The following is an 18051-nucleotide window of genomic DNA, read 5'->3' on the forward strand; positions in this document are numbered from 1 at the left end:
TCACCCCTTGCGCTGATACACCCATGCGCCATCCGCCGCGCGCAAGCTGCGCTTGGCCTCTCCGGCTTGGTAAAGGTGGCTCAGATGGGCGACGGCTTCAACCAGCGCGAGGCCATATTCCGCCTCACCGATATTGCGTTTGAACAGCGGCGCGAAACATTCCGAGGCCGATTTTGGCGTGTCGATATAGGCCAGAAGCCTGCGCAGGGCGCTGTGATGGTTTTCGATCAACTGCTTCAACCGCGTCGGCAAGCCGGTGAAGGGCAGCTTGTGCCCGCCAAGCACTAGATGATCCTCCCGCGCCAAGGGCACGAAACGCTCGCAAGCCTCCAGCCATTCGCCGATGGGGTCGGCCATCGGCTCGGTCGGGTAGACGCCGATGTTGGGGCTGATGGAGGGCAGAATCTGATCCCCCGCGATCACCAGATTGTCGTCGTGGCTCCAAAAGGTCGCGTGCTCGGGGGCGTGGCCATTTCCGATATGCACTTCCCAATCGCGGCCACCCATGCGGATCACATCGCCCTGCCGGATGCGGGTGAACCCCAGCGGCAGCGGGGCCACCACATCGGCGAAATTGAAGGGCCGCTCATTGGCGCGTTTGTCATAGAGCGCCGAGGCCATCCCCGCCTTGCGGTAGAACGCAAGGGCTTCGGCGACCGGCACCTCTTGGACATCCAGCGTCAACATCCGCGCGGTCAACCACGCGGTGCGCGTGGTGACCAGTTCCGCCCCGAACTCGGTCTGCAACCACCCGGCAAGGCCGATGTGATCGGGGTGGTGATGGGTGACGACCACGCGCGAGATCGGCTTGCCGCCAAGCGGCCCCGCCATTAACCCGCGCCAAATATCCTTGGCCCGGCGCGAGGCAAAGCCCGTGTCGATCACTGTCCAGCTATCGCCCTCGTCCAAGGCATAGACGTTGACGTGATCGAGCTTCATCGGCAGCGGCAGGCGGAACCAAAGCACCCCCGGCGCCACTTCGGTCGCCTCCCCCTCGGCGGGGGGCACGTCCCATGGATAGCGCAGCCCCTTTGGCGGTTTCGGCGTGGTGGCGGAGAGGGTTGCTTGTTCTGACATCAGCGTCTCAAGTCTTCGACATCAAGCGCATAGAGGTCTTCGGCCCCCGCCTGCGCATGGGCCAGCAGCCCCTGATGCTCTGGCAAGAGCCGCTGGATATAAAACCGCGCCAGCTTCTCACGCGCGCCGCTGCCGCCTGCGGCTTTCTCAGCCATCGCGGCTTGCAGATGCAAGTGCCCGCCCAGCACACGGGCGAAGGCGCGCAGGTAGGGCACAGCCCCGGCGAAACGCTCATTCATGTCCTTTTGCGCGGTGACCCACTCGGTCGCCTCGCGCAGGGTTTCGCTGGCCTGCCAGACGGCATCGGCCATGCGCGGGAACGGGTCGCGTGCGGTTTCGGCATCGGCTTCGATCTCATCCAACAGCCGGTTCGCCGCCTCGCCGCCGTCCATCATCTTGCGGCCCACAAGGTCCATCGCCTGAATGCCGTTGGTGCCCTCATAGATCGCCGTGACACGCACATCGCGGCTGAACTGCGCCGCGCCGGTTTCCTCGATAAAGCCCATGCCGCCGTGCACCTGCACGCCCATTTCGGCAACGCTCATGCCTACGTCGGTGCCGAATGCCTTGGTGATCGGGGTGAGGAACGCGGCCCGGGCGGCCCATTCATCCCCCTGCCCGGCGCGCGCCATGTCACTGGCATAGGCACAGCTCAGCGCAATCGCGCGGGAGGCAAAGATATCGGCCTTCATGCTCAAAAGCATCCGGCGCACATCGGCGTGATCCACGATGGTGCCGGTGCCGCCTTCGACGGGGGAACGGCCCTGCTTGCGCTCCAGCGCGTAGTCCAGCGCCAGTTGATAGGCCCCTTCGGCCGCGCCGATGCCCTGTTCGCCGACACCAAGGCGCGCGTTGTTCATCATGGTGAACATCGCCGCCATGCCGCCGCCCTCGCGGCCTACTAGCCAGCCGGTGGCCTTGTCATATTGCATCACCGCGGTGGGCGAGCCGTGCAGGCCCATCTTATGCTCAAGGCTGACGACGTTCACGCCATTGCGCTGGCCCGGCGCGCCAGCCTCATCGGGGATGAACTTCGGCACGAGGAAGAGGCTGATCCCCTTGGTCCCCGCCGGCGCCCCCGGCAGGCGCGCAAGAACCAGATGGCAGACATTGCCTGCGAAATCATTGTCGCCCCAAGAGATGTAGATCTTCTGACCAGAGACCGCATAAGTCCCGTCGCCATTGTCTTCGGCCCGGCTGCTCAGCGCGCCCACGTCCGAACCCGCCTGCGGCTCCGTCAGGTTCATCGTGCCGGTCCATTCGCCCGAGATCAGCTTGGGCAGGTACAATTCCTTGATCGCATCGCTCGCGTGATGCTCCAGCGCCTCGATCTGGCCTTGGCTCATCAGGGGGGCGAGTTGCAGCGACAGGCAAGCGCCGCTCATCATCTCGTTGACCGCGCTGGTCAGGGTCATCGGCAGCCCCATGCCGCCAAACTCCGGGTCCGCCGACATGCCGATCCAGCCGCCCTCGGCAATCGCGGCGAAACCCTCGGCAAACCCCGGAGAGGTGCGCACGACGCCGTTTTCCAGCTTTGCGGGGTGCAAATCCCCGCCCCGTTGCAGCGGCGCCAGCACGTCATCGCACAGCCGCCCGGCTTCGGACAGGATCGCCCCGGTGACGTCTTCACTGGCTTCAGAGAAACGGTCGGTGCTGCGAAGCGTTGCGAAATCCAGTACGTCCTCGATCAGAAAACGGTAGTCATCCACGGCGGCGCGGTACGGCATATCATATCCTCCTGAAAGGCGCGCTTGATCTGGCAAGCCTGACATGGCCCTGATAAAGGCTCGTTTATGTTGCCGCCAGCATGAAATGCCCGGCCGCCCCCCGCAACCCAAACGCGGCGTCACGGGATGCTGCAGGATTAGACAGGATTAGCCCTGCTATGACCGAGACGCTGCCCCCCACGCCCCAAGGCATCGCCCGCGCCGCCCGCCTGTTGCAAGAGGGCGCGCTGGTCGCCCTGCCAACCGAGACGGTCTACGGCCTTGGCGCGGATGCACGCAATGGCGAAGCCGTGGCGGGGATCTATGCCGCCAAGGGGCGACCCAGCTTCAATCCGCTGATCGTGCATTTGCCGGATATCGAGACGGCCAAACGATACGTTGAGTGGACGGACGAGGCCGATCGACTGGCGCAGGCCTTTTGGCCCGGCGCGCTGACATTGGTCTTACCGCTCAAATCCGACAGCGGGCTTTCATCTCTTGTCACGGCAGGGCTGCCCAGTCTTGCAGTGCGCGTGCCAGCCCACCCCGCCATGCGGCAGGTCTTGCAGGCACTCAACGGTCCCGTGGCCGCGCCCTCGGCCAACCCCTCGGGCAAGATCAGCGCGACCACGGCTGCGCATGTGCTGGCGGGCCTCGACGGGAAGATCGCGGCGGTACTGGATGACGGCGCTTGCAGCGTGGGTTTGGAAAGCACGATCCTCGGTCTGACCGGCCCCCGCCCTGCCCTGCTTCGCGCAGGCGGTCTGCCGAGTGAGGCGATTGAAGCGGCACTCGGGCAACCGCTGGAGATCGTGGATGGGGCAGAGATCATCGCGCCGGGGCAGTTGGCTTCTCACTACGCCCCTGGCGCGGCGGTGCGGTTGAACGCGGAAACGGCTGGGCCGGGCGAAGTGCTGCTTGGCTTTGGAACGATGGTTTGCGACCTCAACCTCTCGCCCTCCGGCGACCTGACCGAGGCTGCGGCGAAGCTTTTTGACCATCTGCACCAGTTGGACGCCACCGGACAGAGCATCGCCGTAGCGCCGATCCCCGATCACGGCTTGGGCCGCGCGATCAACGACCGTTTGGCCCGCGCCGCCGCGCCGCGCTAGGCGTGGCCGGCTGAGGCCGACAGCCCCAAGGGGTCGATGCCCAGCGTTTTGAGCGCTGCCGCCCATTTCTCTGCATCCGGCAGGTCAAAAATCACCTCCGGCGAGGCTTCGCAGGTCAGCCAGCCGTTCTGCGCAATCTCGCCCTCCAACTGCCCCGGCCCCCAGCCCGCATAACCCAGCATCAACTGCGCGCGCTCCGGCCCCTTGCCGGTTGCGATGTCTTCTAGGATGTCGCGCGTGGCGGTCAGCGCAATGCCATCGCCGACCCGCAGCGTTTCAAGGGCAGAACGGTATTCATCGGAATGCAGCACAAAGCCGCGCCCCGTCTCGACCGGGCCGCCGAAATGCACCGCCAGAGATTTCGCCTGCGGCGGCGTGTCATCGACCAATTGATCCAGCACATCCGACAGGCGCAGTTCCGGGGCGGGTTTGTTGACCATCAGCCCCATCGCGCCCTGTTCGGAATGCGCGGAAAGATAGATCACGGAATGGGCGAAACGTGGATCGCCCATGCCCGGCATCGCGACCAGCAGCTTGCCCGTCAGTTCCATTGTCTGACCCGTCAACGCCCACCTCCTAAAGGTAACCTTTCTTTGAACATGGCCGCTTGCGCCCCACAAAACAAGAGATGCCGCCCGCCGCCCGCCCCATCGGCGAAACATGGATGATGCAAATGTGACTTGGCAGGCGCGGATGGATACCGCATCAAGACCCCATGAATATATCGCGCCTCTTCTCCGCTTTTGTGTCCTGCCTTGCCCTTGCCCTGCCCGCCGCCGCACAGGACGGTGTCGGCACGCCGTTGCAGGGTGATCTGCTCACTGGTTGGCAACAGTCTGACGGGCGGCGGGTGGCGGCGATCCGGCTGCGCATGGCACCGGGGTGGAAGACCTATTGGCGCAGCCCCGGTGACGCTGGAATTCCGCCGGAGTTCGATTGGTCCGGCTCTGACAACCTGCGCGATGTGCAGATCACATGGCCCGCGCCCAAGGTCTTTGACCAAGGCGGGGTGAACTCCATCGGTTATGCGCGCGAAGTGATCCTGCCGCTGACCATCACCCCCCGCCGCCCCGGTGCCCCGATAAGCTTGGACGCCAGCATCGACCTTGGCGTGTGCAGTGACATCTGCCTGCCGCAAACCATCCGCCTGCGCGCCCTGCTCGACACCCGAGACAGCAAACCCACTCCGGCCATCGCTGCCGCCTTTGCAGCGCGGCCCTATTCAGGGGCCGAGGCTGGATTGAAAAGCGCCCAATGCAGCCTGCGCCCCACCGCGCGGGGGTTGGAGATCGAAACTCGGCTGGCCCTGCCCTCAGCCGGGGGTAAGGAGACCGTGGTGATCGAGCCCGGCAACCCCAACATGTGGATGAGCGAGATGGACAGCCAGCGGTCGGGCAATACGCTTGTCGCCAGCGGAGAGATGATCGCCGAGAGCGGCACGGCGCTGGCGCTCGACCGCTCCGCCATTCGGATCACGGTGATCGGCAAGAACCACGCGGTGGAGGTAACGGGCTGCAGCTCTGGCTAAACCCGCGCACTACTTGCGGCGCTGATGCTCATCCAGCCGCGGCATGATCTCAACGAAGTTGCAGGGCATGTGGCGGTAGTCCAACTGTTTGAGCAGGATGCCATCCCACGCGTCCTTGCAGGCGCCCGGGCTGCCCGGCAGCGCGAACAAATACGTTCCCTGCGCCACGCCGCCCGTCGCGCGGCTCTGCACCGCGCTGGTGCCGATCTTCTCCATCGAGATCATGGTGAAGACCGTGCCAAAGGCGTCGATCTCTTTCTCATAGACATCGCGGTGCGCCTCGACCGTCACGTCGCGCCCGGTGAGGCCGGTGCCACCCGTGCTGATCACCACGTCGATCTCAGGGTCCGCGCACCAGTCGCGCAGAAGCGCCGCGATGGCGGGGCGGTCGTCGGTCACGATCTCGCGCGCGGCCAGCACATGGCCCGCCGCTTCGATCCGCGCGACCAACACGTCGCCCGAGCGGTCCTCGGCCAAGCTGCGGCTGTCCGAAACGGTCAGCACGGCAATTCTTACGGGGATGAACGCCCGGCTGTCGTCGATCCTGCTCATGTCCGCTCCATCATTGCCAAACGCGCGGCCAAAGCCACGAAAATACCGCTGCTGATCCAGCCCAGCAGCCGCCCACCGCCCGCCAAACGCCGTCCGATCCCGGCGGCAAAGACCCCGACCGCGCCGTTGATGACGAAACCGCCCAAGGCCAGCACCGCGCCAAAGGTCAAGAACTGCGCCAAGACCGGCCCGGCCTCGGGCACCACGAATTGCGGCAGAAAGGCCAGCACGAAAAGGATCACCTTTGGGTTCGTCAGATTGACGATAAACCCGGTGTTAAAAGCACGCCAGCCGCCCAGGCCGGGCGTCGTGTCGCGCAGTTTTCCGGCTTGCCGCAGTGTTTGCACCGCAAGCCACAGCAGATAGGCCACGCCGAGCCAGCGGATCAGATCAAGCGCCCAAGGCAGCGCCGCCACCAGCGCACCAAGGCCAAGCCCCGCCAGCGTCACATGCACCAAAGCGCCCGCGGAGATCCCGGCACTCGCCGCCAGCGCGGCACGCGGGCCCGAACGCAGCCCCTGCCCAAGGCAAAACATCATATCCGCCCCCGGTGTCAGGTTCAGCGCCAAGGCGGCAGGCACGAAAGCCAGAAGGGTCAGCGCATCAACCATCGCGCAGCTTCGCCTGAACGCTGAGCAGATCGGCCCAAGCCTCGCGCTTGGCCTCGGGGTTGCGCAGAAGGTAGCCGGGATGGACCATCGGCATGCAGGAAAGATCGGCGGCTTTGGTCCAATTGCCCCGCAACCGCATGATGCTGCGTTTTTCCAGCAGCGACTGGCAGGACCAATTGCCAAAGAGCACCAGCACCTTGGGCTTGGCCAACTCGATATGACGCTGCACAAAGGGGCGCATCATCGCGATCTCATCTGGCTTCGGGTCGCGCCCCTGCGGCGTGCGCCACGGCAGGATGTTCGACAGATAGACATTGCGGTCGCGCCCCATGTCGATCGCCGCCAGCATCCGGTCGAGCATCTGACCCGCACGCCCCACGAAAGGTTTGCCCGCGCGGTCTTCGTCCCGGTCGGGGGATTCGCCCAAGATCATCAATGGCGCGCCGGGCACCCCATCGGCGAAAACCAGATTGCGCGCGCCTTTGTGCAGCTCGCAATGCTCGAACCCTTGGATCGCGGCGCGCAGCTCTTCCAATGTCTGCGCGCCCTGCGCGGCGCGGCGGGCCAGCGCCACCGGGTCGGGTTGCTCCGAGGCTTGCAGGGGCTGCGGCCCTTTGGCCAGCTTGGCGCTGGCCTTGGGCGGGCTTGCGGGCACCTCATAGCGGTTGACCGGCGCGTCGCAGATCGCCTCGGTCGCGCCAAGCTCGACCTGCCACGCCAGCATCTCTGCCGCCTGATGATAATCGAATGATTCCATAGCCGCAGCTTACGCCCTGTCGGCGAGGGGCGAAATGCCCTATCGCTGCGCTTTACCTGCCAAGCCGCCCGCGCCTATAAGGCGGCAACAGCAGAAGGGATCGCCACCATGTCATTCGCCCATCGCCACCTGCTTGGCATCGAGCAGCTCTCGCAGTCCGACATTACCACCCTTCTGGATTTGGCCGACACCTATGCCGACCGGAACCGCCAGCCGAACAAACATTCCGACGCGCTGCGCGGTCTGACGCAGATCAACATGTTTTTCGAGAACTCCACCCGCACGCAGGCGAGTTTCGAGATCGCGGGCAAGCGCCTTGGCGCGGATGTGATGAATATGGCGATGCAGGCCAGCTCGATCAAAAAGGGTGAGACGCTGATCGACACGGCGATGACGCTGAACGCGATGCACCCCGATCTGTTGGTGGTGCGCCATCCGCAGTCGGGCGCGGTGGACCTGCTGGCGCAGAAGGTAAACTGCGCCGTGCTCAACGCGGGCGACGGGCGGCACGAGCACCCCACGCAGGCGCTCTTGGACGCGCTGACGATCCGCCGCGCCAAGGGGCGGCTGCATCGCCTCAGCATCGCGATCTGCGGCGACATCGCGCACAGCCGCGTGGCCCGGTCGAACATCCTGCTGCTCGGCAAGATGGAGAACCGCATCCGCCTTGTCGGCCCGCCGACCCTGATGCCCAGCCAGATCGACCAATTCGGCGTCGAGGTTTTCGACGACATGAAAAAGGGGCTCGAAGGCGTCGATGTGGTGATGATGCTGCGGCTTCAGAAAGAGCGGATGGACGGCGGCTTTATCCCGTCGGAGCGCGAGTATTACCACCGCTATGGGCTGGATGCCGAAAAGCTTGCCCATGCCAGCCCCGACGCCATCGTCATGCACCCCGGCCCGATGAACCGCGGGGTGGAAATTGACGGCACTTTGGCCGACGACATCAACCGTTCCGTCATTCAGGATCAGGTCGAGATGGGCGTCGCCGTGCGCATGGCCGCAATGGACCTGCTGGCGCGCAACCACATCGCCGCCCAACCCGGCGCGGCCTGACCGGAACCCCGACGGGCCAAGCGGCGTTTTCCTGAGAACAGTCAAAGGAAGCCGTCATGCCCCATACAGAAGTCGCCCCGCAAGAAGCCGGCAAGGTCCGCGTCTATGCCCTCTCGCTCTCGGATGCCGAGGCGCGGGCGATGCGCGATGATGAAACAGCACAGGCCGCGGCCCTCGGGGTCGATCGGATCGACGCGGCCTATACAGAGGTCTTCCGGGTGGCCGACCTCGATCAACTGGGGCTTGCGGGCTATCTGCGCGACGGCAATGGCGTAAACCCCGAGCAGATCGAGACGGACCGCAGCAAGCTTGCCGCGCTCGATGGTTGGGTGATGATCGTCTACTCCCGCGCCTTCGCCGGGCAATCGCTGCAACTGGCCCCGATCCCGGCGCTGACCCATATCGGCACCTATACCGAAGGCGGCCCCGATACGCCCGTGCAGGCGATGGAGGCCGAAGCCGCGCAGCCCTACACCGGCATCCCCCGCGTCGCCCCGTCCGAGCCCGCCAAGGGGGGCGGCGGCAAGACCATGGTGATCGTCGCCGTGGCCGTACTGATCCTGCTGATCATCTGGTGGCTGCTGGCCTAAGCGCGAAAACCACTGGCACCCTCGGGGCCAGCGGGCTACATCTGGCCCATGCAAGAACCTGAACACGATCCGAAAATGTCTGGCCGTATCGCCATGGTCGCCCTTCTAGTGGCCTTTGGCGTGGTCGGGCTGATGATTTGGATTGGCGGCTAGCGGCGCGCGCGCCGCGCCTGCGCCCAAAAGACCGCTTGGTTTGGGGGGCGATTTGGGGCATGACAGCGGCGCATCTGCTATCGCACCAAAGGCCCGCCCATGACCCAGTTCTTCACCAATCTGCGCCTTCTCGACCCTCAGGCTGGCACGCTTGAGCCTGCTGCGGTTCTGGTCCGCAACGGGGTGATTGCCGAAGTTTTGGACGATGGGGCAACAACGCCCGAGGGCGCGGAACTGGTCGATTGCGGTGGCCATATCCTCGCCCCCGGTATCGTCGACATCGGCGTCAAAGTTTGCGAACCGGGCGAGCGGCACAAGGAAAGCTACCGTTCAGCGGGCCTTGCCGCGGCGGCGGGCGGGGTGACCACCATGGTCACGCGCCCCGACACCGAACCCGCCATCGACAGCCCCGAGACGCTGGAATTTGTCACCCGCCGCGCCAATGAAGCCGCCCCGGTGAATGTGGTCCCGATGGCCGCGCTCACCAAAGGCCGCGAAGGGCGCGAAATGACCGAGATTGGCTTCCTGATGGACGCAGGTGCCGCTGCCTTCACCGATTGCGACCGCGTGGTGACGGATACCAAGGTCTTCTCCCGCGCGCTCACTTACGCCCGCAGCCTCGGCGCGCTGGTCATCGCCCACCCACAGGATCCGGGGCTGAGCAAGGGGGCGACCGTCACCTCTGGCAAATTCGCCTCATTGCGCGGCTTGCCTGCCGTCTCACCCATGGCCGAGCGGATGGGGCTAGACCGCGACATCGCCCTCATTGAGATGACCGGCGCGCGCTACCACGCGGATCAGATCACCACCGCCCGCGCCCTGCCCGCGCTGGAACGCGCCAAGCGCAACGGGCTGGACATCACGGCTGGTGTGGGCATTCACCATCTGACGCTGAACGCGCTCGACGTGGCCGACTACCGCACCTTCTTCAAGGTGAAGCCGCCGCTGCGCGATGAGGAAGACCGCCTTGCCGTGGTCGAAGCCGTGGCCAGCGGCCTGATCGACATCATCTGCTCCATGCACACCCCGCAGGACGAAGAGAGCAAACGCCTGCCCTTCGAGCGGGCCGCCAGCGGCGCAGTGGGGCTGGAGACGCTGCTTCCCGCCGCGATGCGTCTGGTCCATGCCGAGATGATGGACCTGCCCACGCTCTGGCGCGCGCTGTCGCTGAACCCGGCCAAACGCCTCGGCCTGCCCGGCGGGCTGATCGCCGTGGGGGCGCCTGCGGATATGGTGCTGTTCAACCCCGACGCGCCCTTCGTGCTGGACCGCGCGACGCTGCGGTCGAAATCCCGCAACACGCCCTTTGACGGGATGCGGATGCAGGGTAAGGTCGTGGCAACTTATGTAGCAGGTTCCTGCGTTTACGAGGCGAATTGATGCCCCCAATCGAGACTTCCGTTGAATTGATCCTTTTCTGGGCGCTGGCAGGCTATGTCATCGGCTCTATCGCCTTTGGCATGTTGCTGGCGCGGCTGATGGGGCTGGGCAATCTGCGCAGCATCGGATCGGGCAACATCGGGGCGACCAACGTGCTGCGCACCGGCAACAAGAAGGCGGCGGCGCTGACGCTGTTGCTGGACGGGGCCAAGGGGGCCGTGGCGGTGCTGCTGGCCCGCGCCTTCGCGGGCGAGGATGCGGCGCAGGCGGCGGCGCTTGGCGCGATGATCGGCCATTGCTACCCGGTCTGGCTGGGCTTTCGCGGCGGCAAGGGTGTGGCCACCTTTCTGGGCCTCATGCTGGCGCTGGCTTGGCCTGTCGGGCTGGCCTGCTGTGCGGTCTGGCTGGCCACAGCAGCGCTCTCGCGCATCTCGTCGCTTTCCGCACTGGCGGCGGCGGCAAGCTCGACCTTCTTGCTGGTCTTCCTTGGCTACGGGGAGATGCTGCTTTTGGGCATCGCCCTGACATTGCTGATCTTTTGGCGGCACCGCGACAATATCCGCCGGATCCGCGCAGGCACGGAATCGCGCATCGGCCAAAAAGGCTGACACCGCCCGAGGGCGGCCTCAGCCTCTTTCCCGTTCAGTAGGAATATTCGGCGTAGATACGGCTCAGATCGCCGTTCCATGGCCCATGATAATCCGCCAACAGATCGTCGGCGGGCACGCGGCCCGTCTCGATGCTGTCGCGCAGAGCGTTGAGGAAATGAGTCTCATCCGGCACCAGCCCACCGGCGCCGGGACGGGCGCGGGCTTTCAGCCCCGCCTCTGACAGGGCCACGGCCTCGCGCGCCAGATCATGCATCTTAAGCCCGCCCACCTCGGCCTGAAGGCCGTGGGTGGAGGCGGCGATGCGCAATTCTTCCCGGGTCTCGGCATCCCAGCCTTTGACCAAATCCCACGCGCCATCCAGCGCGCTTTGGTCATACATCAACCCGACCCAGAAGGCCGGCAACGCGCAGAGCCGCCGCCACGGGCCGCCATCAGCGCCGCGCATTTCGATGAACTTCTTGACCCGCGCCTCGGGGAAGAGCGTGGTCAGGTGGTCGGCCCAATCGCTCAGCGTCGGCTTCTCGCCGGGCAGCGCGGGCAACTCGCCTTTCAAAAAGTCGCGGAAGGATTGGCCGAGCGCGTCGATATACTTGCCGTCGCGGTAGACAAAATACATCGGCACATTGAGCGCGTATTGCACCCAAGCCTCAAAGCCGAAGCCCTCATCAAAAACGAAGGGGATCATGCCGGTGCGCGCGTCATCCAGATGCCGCCAGACCAGCCCCCGGGTGGATTTCACGCCGTTGGGCTTGCCGTCGAGGAAGGGCGAATTGGCGAAAAGCGCATTGGCGATGGGCTGCATCGCCACGGCGACGCGCATCTTCTGCACCATGTCGGCCTCGCTCGCGAAGTCGAGGTTGACCTGAACGGTACAGGTGCGGCGCATCATGGTGGTGCCCATGGTGCCGACCTTTTGCATATAGCCGTCCATCAGCTTGTAACGGCCCTTGGGCATCAGATCCATCTGCTCATGCGACCACTCGGGCGCGGCCCCCAGACCGATGAAACCGACGCCGATCTCATCGGCCACGTCTTTCACCTCGCGCAGGTGGGTGTTCACCTCGTCGCAGGTCTCGTGAATGGTCTCGACAGGGGCGCCCGAGAGTTCCAACTGGCCGCCCGGCTCAAGGCTGATGTTGGCCCCGTCTTTCTCAAGCCCGATCAGCTTGCCACCCTCTTCGACAGGGGACCAATTGTGGCGGTCGCGCAGCCCTTCCAACATCACCCGGATCGAGCGTTCCCCCTCATAGGGGAGCGGTTTGAGCGTGTCCTTGCAATAGCCGAACTTCTCATGCTCGGTGCCGATGCGCCACTGCTCGCGCGGCTTGCAGCCGTCCGCCAGATACTGCGCCATCTGGTCGTGATGTTCGATCGGGCCGCCGCCGGATTGAGGAATGGACATATGCGAGGGCTCCGTTTTGAAGGATCGTCTTGGGTGTCTTCTAAGGTGTCGACGTGGCGTCGCGTCTAGCAGGGATGGGCGGATTTGACGGGGCTGTCAATGCAGCAAGACATGCGCCGGGCGCAGCGGCGCGCGCTCCCAGATCACAACGGCGTCATGGCGGGTCTTGCGTAGCTCAAAGAGCATCCGCTCGGTACGCAGCCCCGGCAGGGCGGCGAAAGCATCAAACAGCGCCTCGGATCCTGCGGCGTTCACCGGGATCAACAGGGGCGTCTCATCGTCGCGCGGCTCAAGCCGCCAATGGGCCGGAAACATCTGCCGGTCGAGGCTCAGCCGCTGCAACTCGCGCAGAGCGACCGTGCCGCCGGTTAGCGGGCCAAAGTAGGTGATTTGCCCTTCGACGACCTGCACCGCGCCCGCACCATCGCCCTGCCCGCGAAAACGCGCGCGTTGCACGCCAAGCCAGATCAGCGCGGCACCGCCCGCCAGCGCCGCATAGCCCGGCACCGCCAGCAGGAAACCGGGGCCCGTCACGAGCCAGAGGCCAAGGCCCATCAGCCCGCCGCCGACAATCGCTTCGCGCCAGCGCCAAAGCTGGTCGCGGGCCCCTTGGCGCAGGAAACTCATCGGGCCACCCTTTGCATCACCAGTCTCCCAAAGCCTGCTGCCACATGGTCATCGCCGCCACGGCCGCCGTATCGGCCCGAAGGATGCGCGGGCCGAGCGTGACCGCATGGGCGTGATCGAAACTGTGCAGCCGTTTGCGCTCGCCCTCGGAAAAACCGCCTTCGGGCCCGATCAGGATGGCCCATGGCCCCTGCGCATCCGGCGGCAGCGCACCGCTTTCCCCGGCCAAAGCCTCATCGCAGAACATGATCTGACGGCTGCTGTCCCACTGGTCCAGCAGCCGCCCCAGCTTCTCGGCCTCGGCCACTTCCGGCACATAGGTGCCGCCGCATTGCTCTGCCGCCTCAACCGCATGGGCCTGCAGGCGCGGCTGCTGCACGCGGCCCGCGTTGGTAAATTCGGTCATGACCGGCAGGATGCGCGCGGCCCCCATCTCAGCCGCTTTTTCGACGATGAAATCGGTGCGGGTCTTTTTGATCGGGGCAAAGAGCAGCCACAGGTCCGGCGGCATTTGCAAAGGGCGGGTCTGTTCGACACAGGTCAGCACCCCGCCGCGCTTACCCGCCTCGGCCACCTCGGCCAGCCATTCGCCATCGCGCCCGTTGAACAAAAGCACCCCGGCCCCGACAGTGAGCCGCATCACCCCAAAGAGGTAATGCGCCTGCTCGCGCGCCAAAGGAACCGTTTGCCCCTGCCCCAAGGGCTGATCTACATACAATCTGATTTTCGCGTTCATAGGGCCAGATATATGCACAACCAGCCGCCTTCGCCAGATGCTACGCCCGATGCGCCTGTTGCCGATGCGGTGGCCGACAATTGGGTCGACCGTCACGCCCCGGCGGGGCTGCGCCCCTACCTGCGGCTAAGCCGCGCAGATCGGCCCATTGGCACATGGCTGTTGCTGCTGCCCTGCTGGTGGGGGCTGAGCCTTGCGATCCTCTTCGACCAGTCGCCACGGTGGGAGGATCTGTGGATCTTCGCAGGCTGCGGCATCGGTGCTTTCCTGATGCGCGGCGCGGGTTGCACGTGGAACGACATCACCGACCGGCATATCGACGGTAAGGTCGCCCGCACCCGGCTGCGGCCCATCCCCTCGGGCGCGGTATCGGTGAAACAGGCGCTGGCGTGGATGCTGGGGCAGATGCTGCTGGCGCTGCTGATCCTGCTGTCTTTCAACCAAGCAGCCATCGCCATGGGCGTGCTGGCGCTTTTGCCGGTGGCGGTCTACCCCTTTGCCAAACGCTTCACGTGGTGGCCGCAGGTCTTTCTGGGCCTCGCCTTCAACTGGGGCGCAATGCTGGCTTGGACGGCCCATGCAGGCACGCTGCATGCGCCTGCCGTGGTGCTCTACTTCGCGGGCATCGCGTGGACGCTGTTTTATGACACGATCTATGCCCATCAGGATGCCGAGGATGACGCGCTGATCGGTGTGAAATCCACCGCCCGGCTCTTTGGTGAGAATTCCGGCAAATGGCTGCGGCGCTTCCTGATGGCCACGGTGGGGCTGATGGGGATTGCCGTGATCTATGCCGGGCTGCCCCAAGCCTCGGTGCTGGCGCTGGCGCTGGCCCTCGGCGGGCCTTGGGCGATGGGATGGCATATGGCATGGCAGCTGCGCGGGTTGGATACCAAGGACAACGCCAAGCTTTTGCAGCTCTTCCGGGCCAACCGCGATACCGGCATGATCCCGCTGTTGTTTTTCGCGGCAAGCTTGCTGGCCTGATTGCACCCCCGGCAGGACGCGCGTATCAAGTCGCAAGCTTAACAATCAGAAGTCCGCCCATGCGCCTCTCCGCCATTTTCACGATCGCCCTGACCTTTGCAGCCGCAGCGGTGGTCTCTCTGGTGGCGGCGAGCTTTTCGGTGCAACTGATCGAAGACACCTCGGAAATCGGCGTGCGTGACGCACTGGACGCGCAGGGCATGACATGGGCCGAAGTGCAGGCCGATGGCTTGCAGGTCACCCTCGCCGGGATTGCGCCGACCGAGGCCGTGCGCTTTCGCGCCCTGTCGACCGCAGGCACTGTGGTCGACGCCGCCCGCGTCATCGACGAGATGGAGGTCGAGGCCCAATCCGGCATCGCCCCGCCGCGTTTCTCTGCGGAAGTGCTGCGCAATGACGCGGGCATCTCGATCATCGGCCTGATCCCCACCAGCACCGACCGCGAGGCGGTGATCGATGCCTTTGGCGACATGGCGGGCGACGCCTCGGTCACCGATCTTTTGGAATCCGCGGATTATCCCGCCCCCGAAGGCTGGGAAGACGCGCTGAGCTTTGCCGTGCAGGCGATGGCCGACCTGCCCCGCGCCAAAGCCTCGGTCGATGCGGGGCGGGTGACCATCACCGCCATCGCCGACAGCGCCGCCGCCAAGGCGCAGATGGAACGTAAACTGCAACGCGCCGCCCCGCCCAGCCTGCGGCTGCGGTTGGACATCGCGGCCCCGCGCCCAGTGATCACGCCCTTCACCCTGCGGTTTGAGATCGACGCAGATGGCGCGCGTTTCGATGCCTGCTCTGCCGATACCGAAGCCGCCGCCGACCGTATCTTGAAAGCGGGCATCACCGCCGGCGCGCCTGAGAGCGCCGATTGCACAATCGGTCTGGGCGTGCCCAGCCCGAACTGGGGCCGCGCCGTGGCGCTGACCATCGACGCGCTGCGCCGTTTGGGCCAAGGCAGCATCTCTTTCGCCGATGCGGACATCACCCTGCTGGCCGCGCCGGGCACCGAGTCCACCACATTCGATCGCGTGGTGGGCGAATTGGAAAACGCGCTTCCCGATGTCTTTGCCCTGACCGCGAAACTGCCCGAGGTCGAAGACCCAGAAGCAGGCCCGCCCGAATTCACCGCGACCCTCTCGCCCGAGGGGCAGGTGCAACTGCGCGGACGGCTCTCAAACGAGGGGCTGCGCGATCTGGCCGACAGCTACGCGAAATCGCATTTCGGCTCGGCCAACGTCTATACCGCCGCGCGGCTGGACGAGACCCTGCCGGGCGATTGGGCCACCCGCGTCCTGACCGGGCTTGAGGCCATGGCCTCCCTCGCCAATGGCTCTGTCAAAGTCACGCCCGACCGGCTTGAGGTGATGGGCAACACCGGCAACAAGGACGCCAACACCACCGTCGCCTCGCTCTTGGCCGATAAGCTGGGCGAAGGGGCGGATTACAGCATCGACATCACCTATCAAGAAAAGCTCGACCCGATCGCGGGCCTGCCGACACCGGAAGAATGCGAAGCCGAAATTCGCGAAATCCTGAAAATCGGCAAGATCACCTTTGAGCCGGGCAGCGCCACGATTGACGCCTCCGCGCTTGGGACGATGGACGATATCGCCGAGGTGCTGAAAAACTGCGGCGACATCCGGCTGGAGATTCAGGGCTACACCGACAGTCAGGGCCGCGAATCGATGAACCTGTCGCTGTCGCAAAGCCGCGCGGAATCGGTGCTGAACGAATTGCGCGCCCGCCGGGTGCTGACCTCCTCCTTCGTGGCCAAGGGCTATGGCGAGGAAAACCCCATCGCAGACAACAAGACCGAAGAAGGCCGCGAAGCCAACCGCCGTATCGAATTCCGCCTGATCCAGCCCGAGGCCGAAACCCCCGAGGACGAAACAGCGCTGGAATCTGCTGAAGAAACGGGCGATACCACGGCAGAAGAGATCGGGGAATCCGACGAAACCGAAGAAGGCAGCGGTGATGAGCAGAACTGAGTTTGTCCTGGCAACAGCCATCATTCTTTTCGTGGCCTTCTGCATGGGATGGTTCGCCAATTGGCTGCTGAACCGCTTTACCCGCGTGGCCGCCGATGATGTGGCCCAGCTGGACCGGATGAGCCAAGAGCTGCACGAGGCCGAGGAAACCCGCGATCAGGCGATCACCTATCTGCAACAGCGCGAGGCCGAGTTGACCAACCAACTCGCCCAGACCGAGGCCGAGCTGCGCGCCGCGATGGACGGGCTGCGCGACGCCCGCCATGAGGCCGAGGAAATGCGCGCCTATATCGAACGTCAGAAAGCCTAACCCAGACCTTCGGAGCCCTGCCATGGCCAAACTCGCCCACTCCATGATCCGCGTCTTTGATGAAGCGGCATCGGTGAAATTCTACGAAGACGTGTTCGGGCTGAAAATCGCGGACCGTCTGGATTTCGACAGTTTCACCCTGATCTACCTGCGCGACGCCACGGGCGCCTTCGAGCTTGAGTTGACCATCAACAAGGACCGCGAGACCCCTTACGATCTGGGCGACGGCTACGGCCATCTGGCCTTCGTGGTCGACGACCTCGAAGCAGCGCGCGAGACCGCGATCAAAGCCGGTGCCACCCCGCGCGAGATCGTTGATTTCCGCCCCGCCGGAGAGACCGTGGCGAAGTTCTTTTTCGTGGCAGACCCCGATGGCTACCAGATCGAAGTCATCGAAAAAGGCGGGCGTTTCGCCTGAGCCGAAGGCTCACCAACGCGCCAACGCCGCCTCGTCTTCGTCCTTTGCGGCGACCCAAGTGTCCCCCTTTGCCGTGATCTCGCGCTTCCAAAAGGGCGCGCGGGATTTGAGGTAATCCATCAGGAACTCCGCCGCCTCGAACGCATGGCGGCGGTGCCGCGCGGCGGTGGCGACCATCATGATCTGGTCCCCCGGCACCAAACGCCCGTAGCGGTGGATCACCAGCGCATCTTGCAGATCGAACCGCGCCATCGCTTGCTGTGCAATCTCGCGCAGGGCCTTTTCGGTCATCCCGGGGTAATGTTCGATTTCCATCGCGCTCAGCGTGCCCGCATCATTGTCCCGCACCACGCCTGTAAAGGTCACGATCGCGCCGCTGCTCCCCTCGCCCTCGGCAAAGCGCGCGGCCTCCTCACCCAGATCAAAGGGCGCTTCCTGCACCAAAACACGCAT

Annotated in this window: 20 protein-coding genes; 10 read left to right on the plus strand and 10 right to left on the minus strand. The window is 65.0% G+C overall.

What is annotated here, in order from left to right; genetic code table 11:
* Positions 1-1077, minus strand: a complete 1077-nt coding sequence (locus tag J7392_RS14935) for an MBL fold metallo-hydrolase (RefSeq protein ID WP_209218300.1) — start codon at positions 1075-1077, stop codon at positions 1-3.
* Positions 1077-2804, minus strand: coding sequence for an acyl-CoA dehydrogenase (locus J7392_RS14940; RefSeq protein WP_209218301.1), 1728 nt, complete (start codon positions 2802-2804; stop codon positions 1077-1079). Before J7392_RS14940 ends, J7392_RS14935 begins: the two co-directional genes overlap by 1 nt.
* 158 nt (positions 2805-2962) lie before the next feature.
* Between J7392_RS14940 and J7392_RS14945 the strand changes: the two genes are divergently transcribed.
* Complete coding sequence (locus J7392_RS14945; RefSeq protein ID WP_209218302.1) at positions 2963-3895, plus strand: L-threonylcarbamoyladenylate synthase; 933 nt, start codon at positions 2963-2965, stop codon at positions 3893-3895.
* On the opposite strand, the gene J7392_RS14950 is transcribed toward J7392_RS14945, so the two are convergent.
* Entirely contained in the window at positions 3892-4446 is a 555-nt protein-coding gene (locus J7392_RS14950) for a YqgE/AlgH family protein (RefSeq protein ID WP_120351756.1), read from the minus strand. The genes J7392_RS14945 and J7392_RS14950 overlap by 4 nt on opposite strands.
* 164 nt (positions 4447-4610) lie before the next feature.
* Here J7392_RS14950 and J7392_RS14955 point away from each other — a divergent pair, with 164 nt between their 5' ends.
* Positions 4611-5423: a protein-disulfide reductase DsbD domain-containing protein gene (locus tag J7392_RS14955; protein ID WP_209218303.1), complete on the plus strand. Its 813-nt coding sequence runs from the start codon at positions 4611-4613 to the stop codon at positions 5421-5423.
* Between the two features lie 9 nt (positions 5424-5432).
* Here the strand turns inward: J7392_RS14955 and moaB are convergent, their stop codons facing one another.
* Genes moaB through J7392_RS14970 form a run of 3 tightly spaced genes read right to left on the minus strand, consistent with a single transcriptional unit; the run spans position 5433 to position 7343 of the window.
* Entirely contained in the window at positions 5433-5975 is a 543-nt protein-coding gene (moaB, locus tag J7392_RS14960; RefSeq protein WP_209218304.1) for a molybdenum cofactor biosynthesis protein B, read from the minus strand.
* On the minus strand, positions 5972-6586 hold the full coding sequence (locus J7392_RS14965) for a LysE family translocator (protein WP_209218305.1): 615 nt from the start codon (positions 6584-6586) through the stop codon (positions 5972-5974). Before J7392_RS14965 ends, moaB begins: the two co-directional genes overlap by 4 nt.
* Positions 6579-7343: a uracil-DNA glycosylase gene (locus J7392_RS14970; protein WP_209218306.1), complete on the minus strand. Its 765-nt coding sequence runs from the start codon at positions 7341-7343 to the stop codon at positions 6579-6581. The genes J7392_RS14965 and J7392_RS14970 overlap by 8 nt, the downstream gene beginning before the upstream one ends.
* A 108-nt stretch (positions 7344-7451) precedes the next feature.
* On the opposite strand from J7392_RS14970, the gene J7392_RS14975 reads away from it, so the two are divergent.
* From J7392_RS14975 to plsY, 4 genes are all read left to right on the plus strand, one after another.
* Positions 7452-8399, plus strand: a complete 948-nt coding sequence (locus tag J7392_RS14975) for an aspartate carbamoyltransferase catalytic subunit (protein WP_067265620.1) — start codon at positions 7452-7454, stop codon at positions 8397-8399.
* A gap of 56 nt (positions 8400-8455) precedes the next feature.
* Positions 8456-8989, plus strand: coding sequence for a hypothetical protein (locus J7392_RS14980; RefSeq protein ID WP_209218307.1), 534 nt, complete (start codon positions 8456-8458; stop codon positions 8987-8989).
* Positions 8990-9241: 252 nt separating this feature from the next.
* Entirely contained in the window at positions 9242-10522 is a 1281-nt protein-coding gene (pyrC, locus tag J7392_RS14985; protein WP_209218308.1) for a dihydroorotase, read from the plus strand.
* Complete coding sequence (gene plsY / locus J7392_RS14990; RefSeq protein ID WP_209218309.1) at positions 10522-11130, plus strand: glycerol-3-phosphate 1-O-acyltransferase PlsY; 609 nt, start codon at positions 10522-10524, stop codon at positions 11128-11130. Before pyrC ends, plsY begins: the two co-directional genes overlap by 1 nt.
* Before the next feature lie 34 nt (positions 11131-11164).
* Here the strand turns inward: plsY and J7392_RS14995 are convergent, their stop codons facing one another.
* The 3 genes from J7392_RS14995 to J7392_RS15005 all read right to left on the minus strand — a co-directional run bounded on the left by J7392_RS14995 (position 11165) and on the right by J7392_RS15005 (position 13898).
* Positions 11165-12535, minus strand: coding sequence for a glutamate--cysteine ligase (locus J7392_RS14995; protein ID WP_209218310.1), 1371 nt, complete (start codon positions 12533-12535; stop codon positions 11165-11167).
* 96 nt (positions 12536-12631) lie between these two features.
* A complete protein-coding gene (locus J7392_RS15000; RefSeq protein ID WP_209218311.1) occupies positions 12632-13162 on the minus strand; it encodes a hypothetical protein in 531 nt (176 codons plus the stop codon).
* Between the two features lie 16 nt (positions 13163-13178).
* Complete coding sequence (locus tag J7392_RS15005; protein WP_209218312.1) at positions 13179-13898, minus strand: 16S rRNA (uracil(1498)-N(3))-methyltransferase; 720 nt, start codon at positions 13896-13898, stop codon at positions 13179-13181.
* 12 nt (positions 13899-13910) lie between these two features.
* Between J7392_RS15005 and ubiA the strand changes: the two genes are divergently transcribed.
* Genes ubiA through J7392_RS15025 form a run of 4 tightly spaced genes read left to right on the plus strand, consistent with a single transcriptional unit; the run spans position 13911 to position 17598 of the window.
* Positions 13911-14885 (plus strand): 4-hydroxybenzoate octaprenyltransferase, encoded by a 975-nt coding sequence (gene ubiA, locus J7392_RS15010; protein ID WP_209218313.1) that lies wholly within the window; start codon positions 13911-13913, stop codon positions 14883-14885.
* 59 nt (positions 14886-14944) lie between these two features.
* Positions 14945-16870, plus strand: a complete 1926-nt coding sequence (locus J7392_RS15015; protein WP_209218314.1) for an OmpA family protein — start codon at positions 14945-14947, stop codon at positions 16868-16870.
* Positions 16857-17180 carry a hypothetical protein gene (locus tag J7392_RS15020; RefSeq protein WP_007118939.1) on the plus strand — a complete coding sequence of 108 codons (324 nt, stop codon included), beginning with the start codon at positions 16857-16859 and terminating at the stop codon, positions 17178-17180. The genes J7392_RS15015 and J7392_RS15020 overlap by 14 nt, the downstream gene beginning before the upstream one ends.
* A gap of 22 nt (positions 17181-17202) precedes the next feature.
* Entirely contained in the window at positions 17203-17598 is a 396-nt protein-coding gene (locus J7392_RS15025; RefSeq protein WP_209218315.1) for a VOC family protein, read from the plus strand.
* Positions 17599-17607: 9 nt separating this feature from the next.
* Here J7392_RS15025 and J7392_RS15030 read toward each other — a convergent pair whose 3' ends face one another.
* The gene (locus tag J7392_RS15030) at positions 17608-18051 is read right to left on the minus strand and encodes a molybdenum cofactor biosynthesis protein MoaE (protein ID WP_209218316.1); all 444 of its coding nucleotides are present in this window, start codon (positions 18049-18051) and stop codon (positions 17608-17610) included.

This window comes from Sulfitobacter sp. R18_1, from assembly GCF_017743915.1.
Taxonomy (GTDB): domain Bacteria; phylum Pseudomonadota; class Alphaproteobacteria; order Rhodobacterales; family Rhodobacteraceae; genus Sulfitobacter; species Sulfitobacter faviae.